14 protein-coding genes and 1 riboswitch are annotated in these 17,428 nt (G+C 44.4%); of the genes, 6 read left to right on the top strand and 8 right to left on the bottom strand.

Annotated elements, in window-relative coordinates:
- Nucleotides 1-4: 4 nt before the first annotated feature.
- Nucleotides 5-2,176, bottom strand: a complete 2,172-nt coding sequence (gene priA / locus GDK41_RS15915) for a primosomal protein N' (protein ID WP_152087321.1) — start codon at nucleotides 2,174-2,176, stop codon at nucleotides 5-7.
- A 230-nt stretch (nucleotides 2,177-2,406) separates the two neighbouring features.
- Between priA and rpmE the strand changes: the two genes are divergently transcribed.
- Together rpmE and GDK41_RS15905 are read left to right on the top strand one after the other, a co-directional pair.
- Complete coding sequence (rpmE, locus tag GDK41_RS15910) at nucleotides 2,407-2,622, top strand: 50S ribosomal protein L31 (protein ID WP_152087320.1); 216 nt, start codon at nucleotides 2,407-2,409, stop codon at nucleotides 2,620-2,622.
- Between the two features lie 631 nt (nucleotides 2,623-3,253).
- Entirely contained in the window at nucleotides 3,254-4,510 is a 1,257-nt protein-coding gene (locus GDK41_RS15905; protein ID WP_152087319.1) for a malic enzyme-like NAD(P)-binding protein, read from the top strand.
- A gap of 52 nt (nucleotides 4,511-4,562) precedes the next feature.
- Here GDK41_RS15905 and GDK41_RS15900 read toward each other — a convergent pair whose 3' ends face one another.
- Nucleotides 4,563-5,453, bottom strand: coding sequence for a LysR family transcriptional regulator (locus GDK41_RS15900; protein ID WP_152087318.1), 891 nt, complete (start codon nucleotides 5,451-5,453; stop codon nucleotides 4,563-4,565).
- Nucleotides 5,454-5,523: 70 nt separating this feature from the next.
- Between GDK41_RS15900 and GDK41_RS15895 the strand changes: the two genes are divergently transcribed.
- Complete coding sequence (locus GDK41_RS15895) at nucleotides 5,524-6,669, top strand: FAD-dependent monooxygenase (protein WP_232056482.1); 1,146 nt, start codon at nucleotides 5,524-5,526, stop codon at nucleotides 6,667-6,669.
- A 33-nt stretch (nucleotides 6,670-6,702) separates the two neighbouring features.
- On the opposite strand, the gene GDK41_RS15890 is transcribed toward GDK41_RS15895, so the two are convergent.
- The 5 genes from GDK41_RS15890 to dapA form a co-directional block, all read right to left on the bottom strand.
- Nucleotides 6,703-7,692: a phospholipase A gene (locus tag GDK41_RS15890; protein WP_232056481.1), complete on the bottom strand. Its 990-nt coding sequence runs from the start codon at nucleotides 7,690-7,692 to the stop codon at nucleotides 6,703-6,705.
- A gap of 221 nt (nucleotides 7,693-7,913) precedes the next feature.
- Nucleotides 7,914-9,026 (bottom strand): succinylglutamate desuccinylase/aspartoacylase family protein, encoded by a 1,113-nt coding sequence (locus GDK41_RS15885; RefSeq protein WP_152087315.1) that lies wholly within the window; start codon nucleotides 9,024-9,026, stop codon nucleotides 7,914-7,916.
- A gap of 7 nt (nucleotides 9,027-9,033) precedes the next feature.
- Nucleotides 9,034-10,239, bottom strand: coding sequence for a PLP-dependent decarboxylase (locus GDK41_RS15880; protein WP_152087314.1), 1,206 nt, complete (start codon nucleotides 10,237-10,239; stop codon nucleotides 9,034-9,036).
- Nucleotides 10,239-10,979: a 2,3,4,5-tetrahydropyridine-2,6-dicarboxylate N-succinyltransferase gene (locus tag GDK41_RS15875; RefSeq protein ID WP_152087313.1), complete on the bottom strand. Its 741-nt coding sequence runs from the start codon at nucleotides 10,977-10,979 to the stop codon at nucleotides 10,239-10,241. Before GDK41_RS15875 ends, GDK41_RS15880 begins: the two co-directional genes overlap by 1 nt.
- 10 nt (nucleotides 10,980-10,989) lie before the next feature.
- Nucleotides 10,990-11,874 (bottom strand): 4-hydroxy-tetrahydrodipicolinate synthase, encoded by an 885-nt coding sequence (dapA, locus tag GDK41_RS15870; protein WP_152087312.1) that lies wholly within the window; start codon nucleotides 11,872-11,874, stop codon nucleotides 10,990-10,992.
- Between the two features lie 113 nt (nucleotides 11,875-11,987).
- Nucleotides 11,988-12,191, bottom strand: a riboswitch (Lysine riboswitch).
- 229 nt (nucleotides 12,192-12,420) lie between these two features.
- On the opposite strand from dapA, the gene GDK41_RS15865 reads away from it, so the two are divergent.
- The gene (locus GDK41_RS15865; RefSeq protein ID WP_232056480.1) at nucleotides 12,421-14,070 is read left to right on the top strand and encodes a response regulator; all 1,650 of its coding nucleotides are present in this window, start codon (nucleotides 12,421-12,423) and stop codon (nucleotides 14,068-14,070) included.
- Between the two features lie 29 nt (nucleotides 14,071-14,099).
- Here GDK41_RS15865 and GDK41_RS15860 read toward each other — a convergent pair whose 3' ends face one another.
- Nucleotides 14,100-14,984, bottom strand: coding sequence for a TraB/GumN family protein (locus GDK41_RS15860; protein WP_232056479.1), 885 nt, complete (start codon nucleotides 14,982-14,984; stop codon nucleotides 14,100-14,102).
- A 518-nt stretch (nucleotides 14,985-15,502) separates the two neighbouring features.
- Between GDK41_RS15860 and ilvG the strand changes: the two genes are divergently transcribed.
- Together ilvG and ilvM are read left to right on the top strand one after the other, a co-directional pair.
- Entirely contained in the window at nucleotides 15,503-17,152 is a 1,650-nt protein-coding gene (gene ilvG / locus GDK41_RS15855) for an acetolactate synthase 2 catalytic subunit (RefSeq protein ID WP_152087310.1), read from the top strand.
- Entirely contained in the window at nucleotides 17,149-17,391 is a 243-nt protein-coding gene (gene ilvM / locus GDK41_RS15850) for an acetolactate synthase 2 small subunit (protein WP_152087309.1), read from the top strand. The genes ilvG and ilvM overlap by 4 nt, the downstream gene beginning before the upstream one ends.
- The last annotated feature ends 37 nt before the right edge of the window (nucleotides 17,392-17,428 follow it).

Below are 17,428 nucleotides of genomic sequence, written 5' to 3'. Positions count from 1 at the left end.
TTATTTAGTAGGTATCCATAGGATCGATGTCTATGCTCCAGCGCACGCGATTGGCCAGTTTATGGTCGCTAATGTATTGCATTAACTGACTGATATAGTTATGCAAAACTACTCGCTGCGAAGCCTGAATATGTAATTGATAGCGATACTTACCCGCTAGCCGCTCCATAGGTGCAGGTATCGGCCCGAGCAATTGTATACCACTGAAGGGGGTAGCGGGAATAAGATCTGATAAAAAGTCGAATACCAGCTTGGCATTGGTGGCCTGCGCTCTAAGTATGGCTAAATGACTAAACGGCGGTAGTTGTACTTCTTCTCGTTCTTTTAAAGCGAACCGAGCAAAGTCTTGATAACCATTATTTACTAAATCTTGCAATAGAGGGTGTTCGGGAAAGTGAGTCTGCAACAGTACTTTACCTGCTTCGCCACTGCGCCCAGCTCGGCCGGCCACTTGAGTGATTAATTGTGCCATGTGTTCGGTTGCGCGAAAATCACTTGAGTATAAGCCGCTGTCCACATCCAAAATAACCACTAAATTCACATCGGCAAAGTGATGGCCTTTGGCCAACATTTGCGTGCCTATCAAAATGCGAGCGCCACCTTGATTAATGTCTTCCAGCGCATCTTCTAAGGCACCTTTTCGCCTCGTTGTGTCTCGGTCTATACGACTTAGAGGGGTATCGGGAAAGTGTTCAGAAAAGAAACTCTCGAGTTGCTCGGTACCCATTCCAGTTGGCATGATTTGTGTACTACCGCAATCAGGACATTGCGGTGGAATGAACGTTTGCTCGCCACAGTGATGACATACCAACCGATTCATTGCGCGGTGATATGTGGCACTGGCGCTGCAATGTTGGCACTGACTAAGCCAGCCGCATTCATGACACAATAATGTGGGAGCGAAGCCGCGACGATTCAAAAATATCATCACTTGCTTAGCACGCTTAAGCGTTGCTTCAATATGCTGGAGCGTGTTTGGTGCGATACCTGCTTGCTCTTTTTGGCCTTTCATATCAACTAACAAAAACTGATTATCCGTGGCAGTTTGTGCCCGCTGACTTAGAGTGAGTAGCTGATACTTCCCCGCGATTGCTTTTTGTAGTGTTTCCAAGGCCGGGGTGGCGGTACCCAGTACTAAGGGAAGGTGCAAGTTAGCACAACGGTATGCCGCTAAATCTCGGGCATGGTAGCGCAACCCTTCTTGCTGTTTAAAAGAGCCGTCATGCTCTTCATCAACAATTATCATACCTAAGTTCTTAAAAGGCAGAAAAACGCTGGAGCGCGTGCCAATCACTAATGCACTACTGCCTTGCTCTGCGCGTCGCCAGGTATGCAAACGTTCGTTATCGGTCAAGTTCGAATGCCACAGGTCGATAGGCAGGTTGGCGAAGCGGCGTCTAAAACGATTGACGGTTTGCGGTGTTAAGCCTATCTCTGGCACCAAGATCAGTGCTTGTTTTCCACTTTCTACAATACGCTCTAAACTTTGCAGGTATACTTCAGTTTTACCGCTACCAGTGATCCCCTCAAGTAAGAAGCATCGATAACCAGGTTGCTGGTTGATGGCACTGCATGCTGTTGCTTGCTCTTCATTTAAGCGCGGCTTCTGAGCAATCGCAATGGCCTGACTTTGCCACTGTGTGTCATGCTTGACCTGTTCACAGATGAGTTTTTTTTCGAGTAAGGCATTGATCTGTTGTTTACTAAAACCTAACGCTTTGAGCTCTGTTAAGCTCGACTCACCAGAGCCACTGAGTTGTTTGAGTAGGGCCATTTGTTTTTTAGCCCTAAGTGTGGGTAATTGTTTACCAGCGTCAGTCAGTGAATAGGTTGCAACAGTTGTTTTATCTGGGTGCTCTCCATCGCGCAGTGCACCAGGTAACGCGGTAAACAGTGTCTCGCCAATAGGGTGTGAGTAATACTGGGCGCAAAAACGCAAAAATTGCAGATGTTGGTGTGACAAAATGGGAGTGTTGTCTAACACATCGCAAAGCGACTTTAACTTGCTTTGGGGTATTTGCGTATCAGGTTTGACAGCCATAACAATGGCCAGTAGTTTGCGGTTACCAAATGGCACTTTGACACGACAGCCCGCTTGAACGTTGCAGTTATCGGGGATTTGGTAGTCAAAAGTGCGAAATAAAGGCACTTTAATGGCAACTTCAGCAAACATCATGAGCCTTTGTGGTAGACGATATATACGAGTAATGTACTAAAGGCGCACCAAAAAACCTAGCGTAATAGCGTTGCTAGCGTTTTAGTTGTACAAAAAATACCAAAATCGGTGATTTATTGCTTGTGGATCGTTTTAGAGTTACTTAAAATACGCGTCCACTAATTTGTATAAACTACGTATGGTGCCAAACTTCGGGTTTGGAGAGCGATACGGCCTAACCAGAGGTTGCTATGAAAGAAGGTATTCACCCTAATTACGAAACGATTAACGCTACTTGTTCATGTGGTAACAAGTTCCAAACTCGTTCAACACTATGTAAAGACATTCACTTAGACGTATGTTCTGAGTGTCACCCGTTCTATACTGGTAAGCAAAAAATTCTTGATACAGGTGGTCGTGTTGACCGCTTCAACAAACGTTTCGGTGCGCTTAGCAGCAAAAAATAAGAAATGTTTGACTAAAAAAGCACCTTCGGGTGCTTTTTTTGTGCCTACTTCATTCTATTATTTAACTTTATCAACATCATAAATAATTACTCGCTCTGCACTTCCTAAAAGGTTTTGACAAGATATCGTGAGTAGAGTTTTAACTCTAATTTCTTGCTTTTATCTCCATTATTCACAGTTATGCATTTGTTTTCTTATCTTGTGAGGCTATATTTTAAGCGTTGCACGGGGTTAAATTTGCTTAGCTAAAATCGTTTATTGCATAAAAATTCCAGTTAAAATGGTTCTTTTAAGCTGAATTTATGTGTTAAATGTTACTAAAGTTGGTTATCTAGCTGCTAAAGTTCATTATATATTGTCTTCTTGTTATTTTTGATGGGTTTTTACAAAATTAAATAAAATTGCACATGAACTAGGCAAAAAAGAGCAATGTTAAGCTTCTTTATCATGGCTTTAATTTGATTAATTTAAGTTAAATGTCGGTAAAATGGCGGTGATCTGCAGCTAAAATGTGTTTAAGTGGATCGACCTCAAATTGCTTGAATATATTTATAAAGTAGGTATGGTTTAACCCAGTTAGCGAATTTTATCTCACTCTCACTTTTAACTTCTTGCAGGAAAAAATCGCGTCATGTCAGACTTTCGTGAAAAAGCACTACATTATCATGCTCATCCCGTTCCAGGTAAAATCAGCGTTGAGTTGACCAAGCCTGCGGAAACCGTCAAGGACTTAGCGCTGGCTTATAGCCCAGGTGTGGCTGAACCAGTTCGAGAAATTGCCGCCGATCCCGCTGCTGCCTATCAGTATACAGGTAAAGGTAATATGGTCGCGGTGATCAGTAATGGTACGGCGATCCTTGGTTTAGGTAATTTAGGCCCGTTAGCTTCAAAGCCTGTAATGGAAGGAAAGGCGTTATTATTTAAGCGTTTTGCTGGCCTTGATTCGATTGATATTGAAGTAAAACACCGTACAACGGAAGACTTTATCAATACGGTTGCCAATATCGCGGATACCTTTGGTGGTATTAACCTAGAAGACATTAAAGCGCCAGAGTGTTTTGAAATCGAAAAGGCGTTGATTGAACGTTGTGATATTCCGGTGTTTCATGATGACCAACACGGTACAGCCATTGTTACTGCCGCTGGTATGTTGAATGCGTTGGAAATTCAAGGCAAAGATATTCACGATGCGATTATTGTTTGTTTGGGTGCCGGTGCTGCAGCGATTGCCTGTATGGAGTTATTGATTAAGTGTGGTGCTCAGCGTGAGCATATTTATATGCTTGACCGTAAAGGCGTTATTCATACCCGTCGCGATGATTTAAACGAGTATAAAAAACTGTTTGCCAACAACACTGATAAACGTACTTTGCAGGACGTGATTGCCGAAGCGGATGTATTTGTGGGGGTATCTGGACCTGACTTATTAAAGCCAGAAGAGTTAAAGTTGATGGCCGATAAGCCAGTTGTGTTTGCTTGCTCAAATCCTGATCCTGAAATTAATCCAGAAGTGGCGCATAGTGCGCGTCAAGACTTGATCATGGCAACCGGTCGTTCTGACTATCCAAACCAAGTGAACAACGTATTGTGTTTTCCGTTTATTTTCCGTGGTGCGCTTGATGTGCGTGCAACGACAATTAACGATGAGATGAAAATAGCCGCGGTAGAAGCTATTCGTAGTATTGCCAAAGAGCCAGTATCTGCGGAGGTGCTAAAAGCTGCGGATGTTGAAAGCTTAGAGTTTGGACCAGAGTATATTATTCCAAAACCAATGGATCCGCGTTTACTGCCACGTATTGCCAAAGCGGTAGCGCATGCTGCAATTGAATCAGGTGTTGCACAAATCGATTTGCCAGACAATTATATGGCACACCATAAAGCGCAATAACACCCGCTTATTTAAGCTTATAGGCCATCAATTTGATTGATGGCCTTTTTGTTTATAGAACGTTTTTCTCAAATTGTTTACAGAGATGAGTTATGAGGGCTTGGATTTTAAACTGTGGGTAATGTCTGCCTGAGTAGTAGGCATAAAGCACCAGATCTTCTGGCTCCAGTTCTAAGTTTATGCGCTGCAACTGACCATTTTTAAGCTGTGTGTGACAAGTATGTAAGGGTAATATGGCAAACCCTAAACCACGCAGCGCCGCGGCTTTTGCCATATGGCCACTGTTTACTTTAAAACTCGAATGAACGTGAACAGTGCGCTTTTGCTTAAACTTCCAAGGCATACCCTGCAACGCTGTAAACGTGGTGATGCAGGGGCTTTGACTGAGCGCAGCAAGATTATCAGGCGCTGGGTGATTGGCTAAAAGCGCTGGGGATGCCACTATCACACTTGGCCAGCGGGCTAGCTCTTTAGCTACCCAGTTAGAGTCAGGCAAAGCACCTCGGGCAAAGCTTAGCACTAGATCAAAACCATCCAGTAATCCTTGGGAAGGCACCAGCTGCGTATCACAACGCAGTTCCAACAAAGGGTGCTCAGCGCAAAAATCAGCAATACACTGTGCCAAAAAAGGTAAATCTGGCATGATGAGCTTTAAAGGCCCTGATAGCGTTTGACCTTGTTTTGAGACTAAGTTGAGGCTGTCGTTGAGTGTTTGCAGCAGTGGTGCAACTGCATCATATAAACGTATGCCTGCCTCTGTGGCGACCATTTTGCGTGTCGTGCGCTCGAACAACCTTACCGCCAACTGCTCTTCGAGTAGGGCAACATGACGACTCACATTGGAGGTAGGCAACTGTAAATCACAGGCTGCTTGCTTGAAGCTCAGTTTGTTATATACCGATAAAAAGCTCAGCAGCCACGGAAGTTCTACTTTCTCAATCATATATTCTCCCAAAAAATGGGATTAACAACGTAATATTCTCTAATTTATCTCAATAATTGGTTTTGTAACAATGACTATCAATTTATTTGTTGCAGGATTGGTGATGAGAAAGAGCTGTAGTATAGCAATTGTGGGGGCCGGTGTTGCTGGGATGGCACTGGCTATTTTAGCTAAACAACAAGGAATGGCAGTAACATTATTTGAGCGGCACAGCCAAATTTCTGTGATGGGCGCAGGGGTGACGTTGTGGCCTAATGCAATGTGGGTGCTCGATAAGATGGGCCTCTCTAGCATGGCGTTGCGTTTAGGTGGGCAACCATTGCAGCTCAAGCAGTATGATAGCCAAGGTCAGCTACTGGGGGAGTTGGATTTATCTGCGATTGCCGATAATAGTGGTTACCCATGCGTCACCATATTGCGCCGCGATTTGGCGTATCTCATAGCACAAAGGCTCGAAAAGTTGGGCATTTACCCACAATTTAATCGCTCAGTATCCGTTGTCGAGCTTAAAGAACTGCAGCAAGAGTATGACCTAGTAGTCGGCGCTGATGGGCGCATGGCGTCTTGCACCCGAGCGCTATTATTCCCAAATAGTCGGCCGCTGCGTTATCACCACTTTATTAATATTATTGGTATCAGTGACTGTTTGGGCGGCACAATGGGTCATGCCATTGCAGATTATCGAGCGCCCCACATGCGATTTGGTGTAGTGCCAGCCAAACCGGGGTTGTGCTATTGGGCGGCGGGGTGGCAGACACCAATGGACCGAACACGCAACGAATCGAGCTGGTTGGATGACATGCAGCAGCGATTTGCACATTGGGCTAAACCCGTGCAGCATGTGCTTAGTCATTATCATCCACAATCTCTCAAACGCATTTTTGTGCACGATGTGGAGCCTTTGCCTTACTGGCATCAAGATAATTTAGTCATCATTGGTGATGCGGCTCATGGGCCTTTGCCAACCTCAGGGCAAGGGGCATGTCAAGCGCTTGAAGATGCGTGGCATTTAGCTCGGTTACTTAGTGGACCGGGAATACTAGAACACAAGTTACGTGCGTTTTATCAGCTGAGAATTCACAAAACAACCACTATACAAACAATCGGTAGGCAGATTGCAGAGCAAATTTTTCATAGTGAAAAATTTGCTCTGTCATTATCTAGCGCTTCACCTAGCCAATTGAAAGATTTTTGGATGCAAGGGTTAGAGGTATGAGTTGCAACAAACTATACGCATTGCACCGTTTTGCTAGAGGATGTCAGTAAGCAAAATCCCTACACCAAAGCGCTGAATATGGGCGTTATAGTCAATCATGCTTTCGCCGTAGCCGTTAAAATATTGGGCATAACCGCGCAGTCTGCCCCAAATTGGAAAGGACCAATCTAATTGAATCGCACCTTTGTTATCACTATTTAGGTTGTTGCGGGTCATAAAGCCAAATTCATGTTCTTCATAGCGATAAACGCCACGGAGCTCAAAATAGCCCATATATTTGTAGATATCTGGGTTATCGTCGCCTTTAGCCGCGAGTACGTCTGTTTTTTTATCTTCAGGTAGTCGATACCAAGGTTTAAAGCTAAATACAAAACCGCGGTTTTCCCAGATAAAGTTGGCGAAAATGCGGTTCCAAGAGCGAGAGTTGGGTTGACTGCGGCCGTTTGATTGGTGACTAATGCCTAGGGCAAAGGCCATTTCATCGCCCCACAAGACATTGTCATCATCTAAAAAGTTGAGCCAAAATAGCTCGGGCTCATAGTTGGTTTCACGAAATGGTGAAGAGATCTCTTTATTATAAAATTGCCAAAAAGATTGCAGTGTAAAACCTAGATACACGGCTTGATCTTTGTCTGCAAACCCCGTGTAAATCGGCACTTTTAACGATATTTGGTATTTTACTTCAAAATTATCAAGTGGCTCGCCCTGTTTGTCATTGAGCGCTTTTAAGCCACTGAAAGGGCGGCTATTGGGGTTGGTGATATATGAAACGGGTAGAATATAATTGCGATGGTGTGGCGTGATCACATTACGATTAGTCTGTGTGACTCTCTCTCGGGCCATTCTTTTATCAAGTACGCTGAGCTTTTTAGTTACCTTAGCACAGGCTTTTCTAAGTTGTGCAACGGTTCTACTCTGGTCTCCTGCTAATATTTCATTCATTATGCATTGTTGTACCAAATCGATTTCATCTTGTTGCTCTTCTTGGGCAAAACCCTTTGAACTGAAAGCGATAGCGCTCATAACAAGACTGTATAGTATTGAATGCAGTTTCATAATTGCTTGTTTTATTTGGTGGTTGTCGCAATAGTATACACTTTTTAAATGAAATTGCGGTTAACCAAATAGTGCCGTGAGTAAAGGTGGTAGTAGAAATTAGCAAGAAAAAGGCTGGCGGCGAATGCCGCCATACCTTAGTAAGCTTGCCAAAGCCTGCTTACTCTCACGCAATAAAAGGGTGCCAACTAGAGTTCAAAGTAGTTGGTAAAAAACTTATAGAGCTCGGTGCCTTGATTCACCGATGCTGAGGCAAAATGCAAAATAGCGATGGCATCTGTATCTAGAGTAATGACTTGCAGTGGTTGCTCGCTTAAATAGCGCTCCATACGCAAAATATGTGCGATGGTATCACCCGCTTTAATATGCGCACCTAAAGGCGCCACATACTCTACCATGCCGCCCATTGGCGCATAAAAGGCTAAGTAATCTGTCAACATACAGCCATAGCGGGCCATTGCTTTTGGCTGGTAGGGTGAATTAAGCAATGCCTCTTTGTGGGTTAAGTAACTAAGTATACTGTTGGCGTCGTTTTTGGCCTCAGCTAAGTCGATTTTTTCTTGTGAGCCTAGTTCCACAGTGAACGCCTCCACCAATACGGGGATATCGCGGCCATGCTGCTTAAACGCTTCACTGAGTGACCACCATGGACAAAAGCAGGCTTCGTCCATTGCGCCGTCAAATTCGTTAGGGATCAATAAGACATGCTCAATATCAAAATAACTTGCGCTTGGTTTAGCATATTCAGGACAGTATAAGTGTTTTGCTGAAATTGGTCCGGTGTGTAAGTCGAGCACAATATCTGCCTCGTGTGCCAAGCGCTGCAAATTAAGTGCAATACGTTTGCCGGTATTGATACTGTGGGCTGGGCCATCTAATACAGCTTGAGTGCTTTGCACGAGTAAGTGCTTAAATGCTTGTTTGATTTCTGCAAGCGAGCTATTTAAGTGCGTTGTAACAAATTCATCAACCAGCTTGGTGTGGTTGTGGTACATGCGGTTCCAGTTGGTGCCCGTTATGGGGTCAAATCGACCGAGGGTAAACTCCCCTGATTTTTGGTTACAGCCAATTGGGTTGGCATACGGTACTAAGGTGATATCGCTGGCCAGTGTTTGTTGCTTTAGCTGCTCAAGCAATTGGTAAATAACCGCGTTACCTTGCACCTCAGCACCATGCATATTGGCCTGAATATACACTTTTGGACCACTGCCGTTTCCTGTTAGTCGATAAACAGGAATGGTCAGCGGTAAGCCATTGGCGATTTCGCCCACTAGGATATTTTCTTGGCTGATTTGGTTCATGTTCTGATTACCTCAAGTACTCACTGGCCGCTTGTGATGCGCGAACGCACGTTATTTGGCCTTGCTCTATCACATATTCAGCTGGCAATTCGTGACACAAAAAGTACGGCATACTTTCGGTAAAGCCGTAGGCACCACATTGGCTGAACACTAGCCAGTCATCTTCATTGATATCACAGGGTAAAGTGTGGCGGCCAAGATGATCGAGTGCAGTACACAATGGCCCATGGATCAGATAGCTTCTCGCATGGGCGTTTGATTCACGCAATAAGGTGCATGGAAAAGCTTGATTGGTCACTGCGGGGCGCAGAATATGGTTAATGCCGCCTGCAACGATCAATTGGTGTTCATTGTAGTTTTGTTTTTGTTCTACAACTGAATTTACATAATGACCGCATTCGCCTACGGCATAGCGGCCAAGCTCCATCCATAACTCTTCAACACCCGATGAGGCTTTGATGGTGGCTAGGGCATCAACTAATTGCGGCCACGCAAGAGCAGGTTCATCTTTAGTATAAGGAATGCCTAAACCGCCGCCCAAATCTAAAATGCGTAACTTAAAGCCAAGGTCGTCAGCCAGCTGAGTTAGAGGTGGCACCATTTGTGACCACAGGCTTGCTAGTTTATCGGTGCTGAGCATATTACCCCATTGGAAAATATGTAGGCCAACAAACTCAAGTGAGCTGAATGAGGTAATATCCAAAGATTGCCATTGCTCTGTACCGAGCCCAAATGGCGTTAAGCTATCACCACCTAATGGGTTTTTTTCGCCTTCTGGCCAGCGTAATTGCACGCGCAGTAAAACACGTAACTGAATATTATGGTCGCTGGCAGCTTGGTTGAGCCAAGCCACTTGATTGTGACTTTCTGCCACAAAGGTGCGAACCCCTTGTGACAAAAAGTGTTGGATCTGCCTTTTAGATTTGGCAGGTCCAGTGTTGAGCACGCGTGAGGGGCAAACACCTTGAGCTAAAACTTGGTTTAACTCGCCAGAACTTGCTACGTCAAAATCAAACCCTGCTTTATCCAACGTTTGCACTATTTTTGACAATGGGTTGGCCTTTACGGCGTACCATAACTTCACTACCGATTGCTCTGTAAGTGGTTTTAGGTGTGCCAATAGCGCATCTAAGTCGTAAATAAAAAACGGTGTTTGCTCGGTTTGGGTGATATTTTCAATCACCTGACGATGGGCGGTGCTCAAAAAGGGCATTAGCGTAATACCTCTTCCAGCTCTAGTGAGGCATCACTTTTCTCATCGCGGTATTTGACGATAAGTGCACATGACATGCTTAAGCCTTGCTCGCGGCCCCATGCACTTGATGATGGGCGAGAGCCTGGGATCACAATGGCGTTTTCTGGAATTGGCTCGCCTTTGTCCAGCACTCGTTCATTCACGCAGTCGTATACTGGAATAGTTGCCGACAAACGTACACCCGGCGCCAGTACCGCGCCTTTTTTAACGACTACGCCCTCAACAATCACACAACCCGCGCCAATAAAAGCATCGTCTTCAATCACTACTGGGCTTGCACCGATTGGCTCTAATACTCCACCTAGTTGTACAGCGGCGCTTAAATGCACATTTTTACCTACTTGTGCACATGAGCCGACTAACGCGTGGCTATCCACCATCGTGCCCTCATCAATGAACGCACCGATGTTTACGTACGCTGGTGGCATGATAATGGTGCCCGCAGCAACATGAGCGCCACGACGTACACTGGTGCCACCTGGTACCATACGCACACCTGCATCGGCAGCAAAGCCTTGCGGTGCTAAATTGTGCTTATCAACAAAGCCACCCGGAAACTCGGTATTAGTGCCGTTTTTGAATGCCTCTAAAATACCTTGCTTTACTTCTACGTTGGCGTGCCAATTGCCATTTTCGTCTTGCGTTGCAGCACGCACACTGCCGTTTTCTAAATTATTTAATAGTTCTAACCAGCTCATAATGATTGCCTTAGTTCCAAGATAAAATTGATTCGTTTGCGTTGTTCAGTGCTTGGCTGCAAGGCAGCTCAAGGTGTGTCAAAGGAGGGCGTAGGTTTGGCGTGGCCAATTTACCTTGCGCATGCATCAGCACTTTAACGGGAATTGGGTTTGCCACAGCAAATAGGCTGTTAACCGCGTCCGTCCAGGTTGCGAATAAGTTTGGGAAAGTGCCTGCTAATGAGCGTCGCACAAATTCGGCAGTTTGTTCTGGCCAAGCATTGGCAGCCACTGATACTAAACCCGCAGCACCCGCTTGGGCAAAGTAGGGCATAAGCGCATCGTCGCCACTAAAAATGGCTACATTGGGCGCAGCTTGGCGAAACGCTTCAAAGGTGGCAATGTCACCACTGGCTTCTTTTACAGCCCAAAGGTTGTGGTGATGTTTTAGGTTGTTTAGGACTTGTGGACTGATTGCGACTGCACTGCGCCCCGGTACGTTGTAAATCATACATGGGCGTTCTGTTGCACCAAGCAAGGCATCAAACCACTGAGTTTGCCCAACGATGCCTGGTTTTGCGTAAAGTGGGGAGCCAAGTAAGTAGGCATCAATCGGTAAAGTATCGCAAAATGCGAGCCACTCAAGTTGCTCTGCTAGGTTAAAGCCGCCCACAGCGACCATAATGGGTACTGACGGAGATAAAGCGCAAACATGTTCAACAATCGTACGTTGCTCACCTTGGCTAAGCGCAAGCCCTTCCCCCGTGCTGCCTAAAATTAATAGACCATTGTTGGCACTTTGCTGCTCTGCGACCAGTGTGCTTAAAGTGTCATAGTCAACTTGACCTTGCGCGTCAAAAGGCGTTACTAAAGCCGTCCATAACGGATAGTTGGATAAATCGAATTGTGATTTCATCTCTACCGAACTTATATCGTGTCCGGAGTTTTGGAGGGAGTCCAAACTTCGAACAGTTAAAATTCGAAGAGCAATGGACTTAAAAATGACAAGGCAAATGGCCTTATTATTCTAAGACCAGAAGCTCTCCACCAAACTGAGTTATTTTGTGTTTAACACAAAATAATTGGTGACAGTCGCTGGGATTCAGCCCAGTCGCCCGAAGTTAACGCAACGCAAATACGCTAAACTTCTCGGCGTTAATTCCCCTCATTGTGTATCATTAGGGTTTGCTCCCCTCCACACAATTACCTGAATAACGCACCTCTTCCAGCCCTAGGCCAAGCGACTCTGTCTCTTGGCCTTAAAATAGGGTGAGCGCGCATTGAAACATTTTAGCCGTCTGGGTGTCAAGTGGCTAAATCCCATTCGATATAAATTAGACTACACTTTGAGAGCGTGTATAGGGTAAGCCCATTTATGTTAAAACTTATTAAATCTATTCGATTCCGGTACATTTTTGCACTGCTGGCTATGGCACTATTGGTTTCTATAGCTGCCGGGTTAATGCAGGCACTATTATATAAAAAACAAATAGATGCCGAAGTTATAAATGTAGCGGGTATGCAACGGATGCTATCGCAAAAAGTGCTGCTTCATGCCTATCGGCTAGAGACGCTTGAGGGCCAACCCGACTCATCCAGTGAAGTTTACAATCAGTTACAAGCAGCTATTGATCTGTTCTCGCAAAATCATGACTTTTTAACTGATTTGTTAGTTAAGCAGCAGTTTTCTTCTAAAAGTTTAAGTGCTTGGTATTTTTCTGAGCCGACGATGCTTAACCAGCGCAGTAAGCTGTTTGTTGAGCGTATCCGAGAAATTCAACTTAAAGACCCCGCAGAGCTGCATGATTTGTATTTGGTATCACAAACACTTTTAGCTGACCTTGATCATGCCGTTACGTTATTTGAAGCGCGCTCAAATCTGGGGATTGAGCGTTTGCGGTATATTGAGATCGCTATTTGGGCTCTCGCCATGTTATTGCTACTACTGGAGGCGAAGTTCATCTTTCGCCCGATGGAGCAGCAAGTTCTGGATGGACTCAATGAACTAAAGCAACAGAAAGCCAAAACGGAACAAGCACTGGGTATGAAGTCTCGTTTTTTGGCTCGCGCCAGTCATGAGTTGCGTACGCCACTGCAATCCATTTTAGGGTATCTTGATCTGTATAAAAAAGAGCGGCAAACCTATCAGTTAGAGCAGGCCGTTACATCGGTTAACCAACTACATATTTTAATTAATGAAATGCAAGATTTTAGCCGTTGGTCTAACGAGAAAATTAAAATTCAAAATAGCTATGCCAGTTTGGGTGATACGCTTGAAACAGTTGTTGCACCTTATCGGTTTGCGGCGCATCAAAAAGGTCTGTCTCTCACCGTAAAATTGTCGCAAAAAGATGATATACATTTGTTGTGTGACCACCATCACTTAGCGTGGGTATGCTCCCAGCTAATTGATAATGCAATTAAATTTAATGATAAAGGTGAAATTGAACTAATCGTCGAATTGCATCTCAGCCCTTTGCCCGCGCATTTGTTTGTGCAAGTAAGAGATCATGGGCCTGGGTTTGGAAAAGAGCTACTTACATCATTGGAAGTCTACGAAGAGGGTAATAATCACTTTCAAGGTATGCAGTTGGGCCTTGTTCGGTGCCAATGGCTGGTTAATGCGCTATCTGGTGAGATTACATTTAATAACTTGGCTCAAGGTGGTGCCTGCGTGAGTTTTCGTATTCCCGTTTCTACTAAAGCGCCAAGCGTCGCAGAGAAACAGCTTAGTGCTGATGGAAAAACTGCGTTATTAGTTGAAGATAATAAAGTGAATGCGCTTGTACTGTCTAGACAGTTAGACACTCTGGGCTTTAACGTACTGCATGTTCATCATGGCAAAGAAGCGGTGGATGTTTTGACATCACAGTCTTTTGATATCATTTTTATGGATCTGAACATGCCCCATATGGACGGTTATCAAGCAATAGCGCATATACGCACACAGCTTCATCTCGACACGATAATCATTGTTGTAACAGCCAATGATGAGCAGCAAGATTTAGCTAAAGCTATAGCGCTTGGTGCTGATGAACACCTGATCAAACCGCTGCAACAAGAAGCCCTTATTAAAGTATTAAGTGACATGGGATTTTTAACGGCAGCTTAAAAGTTTAGTAATCTAAATGCTTGTTTATATTAATTTAATTTACTTACTTTAAAGCCCGCTTGTTTTAGTAAGTTAATTAGTCCGTGTTGTTCTGGTAGATGTAGTGCACCAACAGCTATAAAAGTAGGTTGCTTTCGGAGTAAAGCGCTGAGCGTTTCAAGCCATTGCTTATTACGCTCAACCAGCATGACCTGCTCGGAGTATTTACCATATGTAGAGTCGTCAAAACTGCGTGCGTAGTATTGTGATAACTTGTTCATATCACCCGCTTTCCAAGCATTTACTAAATCAAGAAAGTAGAAGTTAATATCGTCTAAGTGCTCAAACGTTTCTTCAAACATAGCCTCGTTTTGTATTTCGAGTGCGCTCAGCATGGCCAATTGTTGTTGTAAGGTTTCTAGCCCGATTACTTTTTTACGCAATTTTTTTGAGTAGGTGAGTACTTGCTTATCGATACCATATTGTTCACTAAAGCCTAGCTTCTTATACTCCATTTGTAGAAGAGTGATCATCACGGCCCAAGGGCGGTGCCGATGAAAGCGTGAGATACTGAGGCCTGCTGTGCTCAAGTAATGTTTTAATTTTTGATAGTGCGTAGGATTCATCACATCAGCTAGCGCAGTTCCTTCAGGCAGCAACATAAAAGGAGCGGAAATCTGCTGTATTTGAGAGGCGCTAAGTGAGTCAAGGTCAACCTCTACGGCAATAAGTTCACTCGACTCAATGGCTTTTAGTACCTGTTTTGGTAATTTTTGCATATCTGCAGTACCAACATGGACAGTGCCGAATAAGTGTGACTTGATACCATTTTTTTCAACTTGAAAAAGTGCTGGGGTCGCATTGCTCAGTTGACTAAATAGCAACCCAAAAAACATGAGGCTGATAAAACAGCTTCTACGTAACCTGTAAAACATAAGCGTCCTGACAATTTGATAGTAGAAGTATCTTACGCATATAGCGGGAAAGTGCATAAAAATCATTTTATTTTTGTAAAATTAGCTCTGCCGTAAACCTAGCTTTTACAAGTAATTATTAAACAATGCAGCCCCGCTTGGGTTAATCAATTCTCTTTGGGCTCAATATTTGGAATTATTTACTAGTTTTTGTTATTTTTCATTTTAAATAAGCATAGTATTTATGGTTGACTTAAAAGTGTGTGCGGGTTACTAATAGAAAAAGGAACAGGATGGGCTCTACAATACGAAGAGTTGCCTGTAGTAAAAAATTTATTTGGTGATACAAAGAATGCTAAACACAGCACTTACTCTAGTCGTGATTATCAACGTGGTGATTATTATTACCGCGGGGGCGAACTAGTGCTGTAAGAAAAGTATTAGTAAAAGCCCCCCGCACTGAAAAGTTCGGGGGGCTTTTTTGTTTTAAGGCAAAAATTAAGTTAACAATCAGCAAGCAATTGGCAGTGGGGATGACAATGACAGGCGCACAACTTTTAATCGATTTATTAGCCAAGCATGGCGTTAAAGAGGTATTCGGCTATCCAGGTGGCGCGATCATGCCAATTTATGACGCTTTGTATGGTGCGCCTGTAAAGCACTATCTGACGCGTCATGAGCAAGGGGCTGGGTTTGCAGCTGTAGGCTACGCTCGCAGTACGGGTAAATTAGGAGTGTGTTTTGCAACTTCAGGCCCAGGAGCAACTAACCTAGTCACCGCGCTTGCTGATGCGATGCTGGACTCTGTGCCATTACTTGCTATCACCGGTCAGGTACCTACAGCGGCTATCGGCTCCGATGCGTTTCAAGAAGTGGATGTACTGGGGATGTCATTATCGTGTACGAAACACAGCTACATGGTTGAAAAAGCAGAAGACTTGGCTGAGGTGTTACAAGAGGCAATGCATCTTGCGCAGTCAGGTAGACCAGGACCAGTACTGGTTGATATCCCAAAAGATATCCAGCTGGCACAAGTGCCATTTCATCCCTGGTTGGCGCTTGACGAGTCGCTTCCAAAGGTGTCTGCTTTAGAAGTGCAAAAAGCAGAGTCACTATTATCGCAAGCTAAAAGGCCCGTGGCGTATGTTGGCGGCGGCGTACAAAATGCAGATGCACAAGCGCAACTTATGCAATTTTTAGAAAAAACACATATGCCAGCAGTGTCGACACTCAAAGCCCTTGGCAGTGTACTCCCCGATTACGAATACGACTTAGGTATGCTGGGTATGCATGGGGGTCAAGCGGCAAATATTGCTGTGCAAGAGTGCGATTTATTGGTGTGTATTGGTGCGCGTTTTGATGACCGTGTCACTGGTAACTTAGCAAAGTTTGCAGCCAAAGCGGATGTTATTCACTTGGATATAGACCCCGCTGAAGTTGGTAAACGTAAGCCTGCGCAAGCGTCACTGATCGCTGATCTTAAAGAGTCTATCCCTCAGCTTGCTTGTTTTGTGACCGACAGCCAGTGGTTAGCCACAATTTCTGATCTTAAAAAGCAGCACGCGTGGCGTTACGACTACCCAGGCGAGCGCGTATTTGCACCGCGTTTACTGAATCAGCTGAGCCAAAAAATGCCCAATACTGGTGTGGTTTGCTGTGATGTAGGCCAGCACCAGATGTGGGTTGCACAGCATATGAAGTTTACCCATCCATCTAATCACTTAAGCAGTGGTGGCGCGGGCACCATGGGTTTCGGCCTACCCGCTGCAATTGGTGCTCAAATCGCTCGCCCCGATGACATGGTGATCACGGTGTCTGGCGATGGCTCAATCATGATGAACATTCAAGAACTAGCGACTATTCGCCGTAATAATTTACCGGTAAAAATTGTGATTTTGGATAATCAACGGTTGGGAATGGTTCGTCAGTGGCAACAGCTCTTTTTTGAAGAGCGTTATAGCGAAACCAATTTATCTGATAACCCTGACTTTGTGGCATTAGCTGCTGTTTTTGGTATTCCAGGTCAAACTATTACTCATGCTAATGAGGTTGATGATGCGATAGATGCGCTAGTTAGCAGTAAGGGGCCTTATATATTGCATGCCTGTATTGATGATAAAGAAAATGTATGGCCTCTGGTTCCACCGGGCGCTGCAAATGATGAAATGATGACGGAGAAAGCCCAATGAAACACCAATTAACTGTTGCAGTAAAGAACCAAGCCATCGCGGTAGAGCGCTTTTTGCGTGTGGCACGACATCGTGGCTTTCGTCTTACGCATTTAGAGTTAGAGACAAAAGATGAACAATTTCAAGTCAAAATGACTGTAGATAGTGACAGGCCTATCTATCTATTGACGTCACAACTGAGTAAGCTTGTAGAGGTGCAGCATGTGAATTTGCACACACTACAGCAACAGGCAATTTAAATAATTTATTTCAGAAAAGAATAATCAAGGTATTACA

Source organism: Pseudoalteromonas sp. A25, from assembly GCF_009176705.1.
Lineage (GTDB): Bacteria > Pseudomonadota > Gammaproteobacteria > Enterobacterales > Alteromonadaceae > Pseudoalteromonas.
The sequence above is the reverse complement of the archived record's forward strand: the minus strand, read 5'-3'. Positions and strand labels throughout refer to the sequence as shown.

Excerpts from the sequence above, each read along its gene's own strand:
- GDK41_RS15880 (WP_152087314.1), bottom strand. The coding sequence starts at position 10,239 with ATGCCCTTTTTGAGCACCGCCCATCGTCAGGTGATTGAAAATATCACC.
- GDK41_RS15885 (WP_152087315.1), bottom strand. The coding sequence starts at position 9,026 with ATGAACCAAATCAGCCAAGAAAATATCCTAGTGGGCGAAATCGCCAAT.
- GDK41_RS15875 (WP_152087313.1), bottom strand. The coding sequence starts at position 10,979 with ATGAGCTGGTTAGAACTATTAAATAATTTAGAAAACGGCAGTGTGCGT.
- GDK41_RS15860 (WP_232056479.1), bottom strand. The coding sequence starts at position 14,984 with ATGTTTTACAGGTTACGTAGAAGCTGTTTTATCAGCCTCATGTTTTTT.
- ilvG (WP_152087310.1), top strand. The coding sequence starts at position 15,503 with ATGACAGGCGCACAACTTTTAATCGATTTATTAGCCAAGCATGGCGTT.
- dapA (WP_152087312.1), bottom strand. The coding sequence starts at position 11,874 with ATGAAATCACAATTCGATTTATCCAACTATCCGTTATGGACGGCTTTA.
- GDK41_RS15865 (WP_232056480.1), top strand. The coding sequence starts at position 12,421 with ATGCAGGCACTATTATATAAAAAACAAATAGATGCCGAAGTTATAAAT.
- GDK41_RS15895 (WP_232056482.1), top strand. The coding sequence starts at position 5,524 with ATGACTATCAATTTATTTGTTGCAGGATTGGTGATGAGAAAGAGCTGT.
- GDK41_RS15905 (WP_152087319.1), top strand. The coding sequence starts at position 3,254 with ATGTCAGACTTTCGTGAAAAAGCACTACATTATCATGCTCATCCCGTT.
- priA (WP_152087321.1), bottom strand. The coding sequence starts at position 2,176 with ATGATGTTTGCTGAAGTTGCCATTAAAGTGCCTTTATTTCGCACTTTT.
- GDK41_RS15900 (WP_152087318.1), bottom strand. The coding sequence starts at position 5,453 with ATGATTGAGAAAGTAGAACTTCCGTGGCTGCTGAGCTTTTTATCGGTA.
- ilvM (WP_152087309.1), top strand. The coding sequence starts at position 17,149 with ATGAAACACCAATTAACTGTTGCAGTAAAGAACCAAGCCATCGCGGTA.
- rpmE (WP_152087320.1), top strand. The coding sequence starts at position 2,407 with ATGAAAGAAGGTATTCACCCTAATTACGAAACGATTAACGCTACTTGT.
- GDK41_RS15890 (WP_232056481.1), bottom strand. The coding sequence starts at position 7,692 with ATGAGCGCTATCGCTTTCAGTTCAAAGGGTTTTGCCCAAGAAGAGCAA.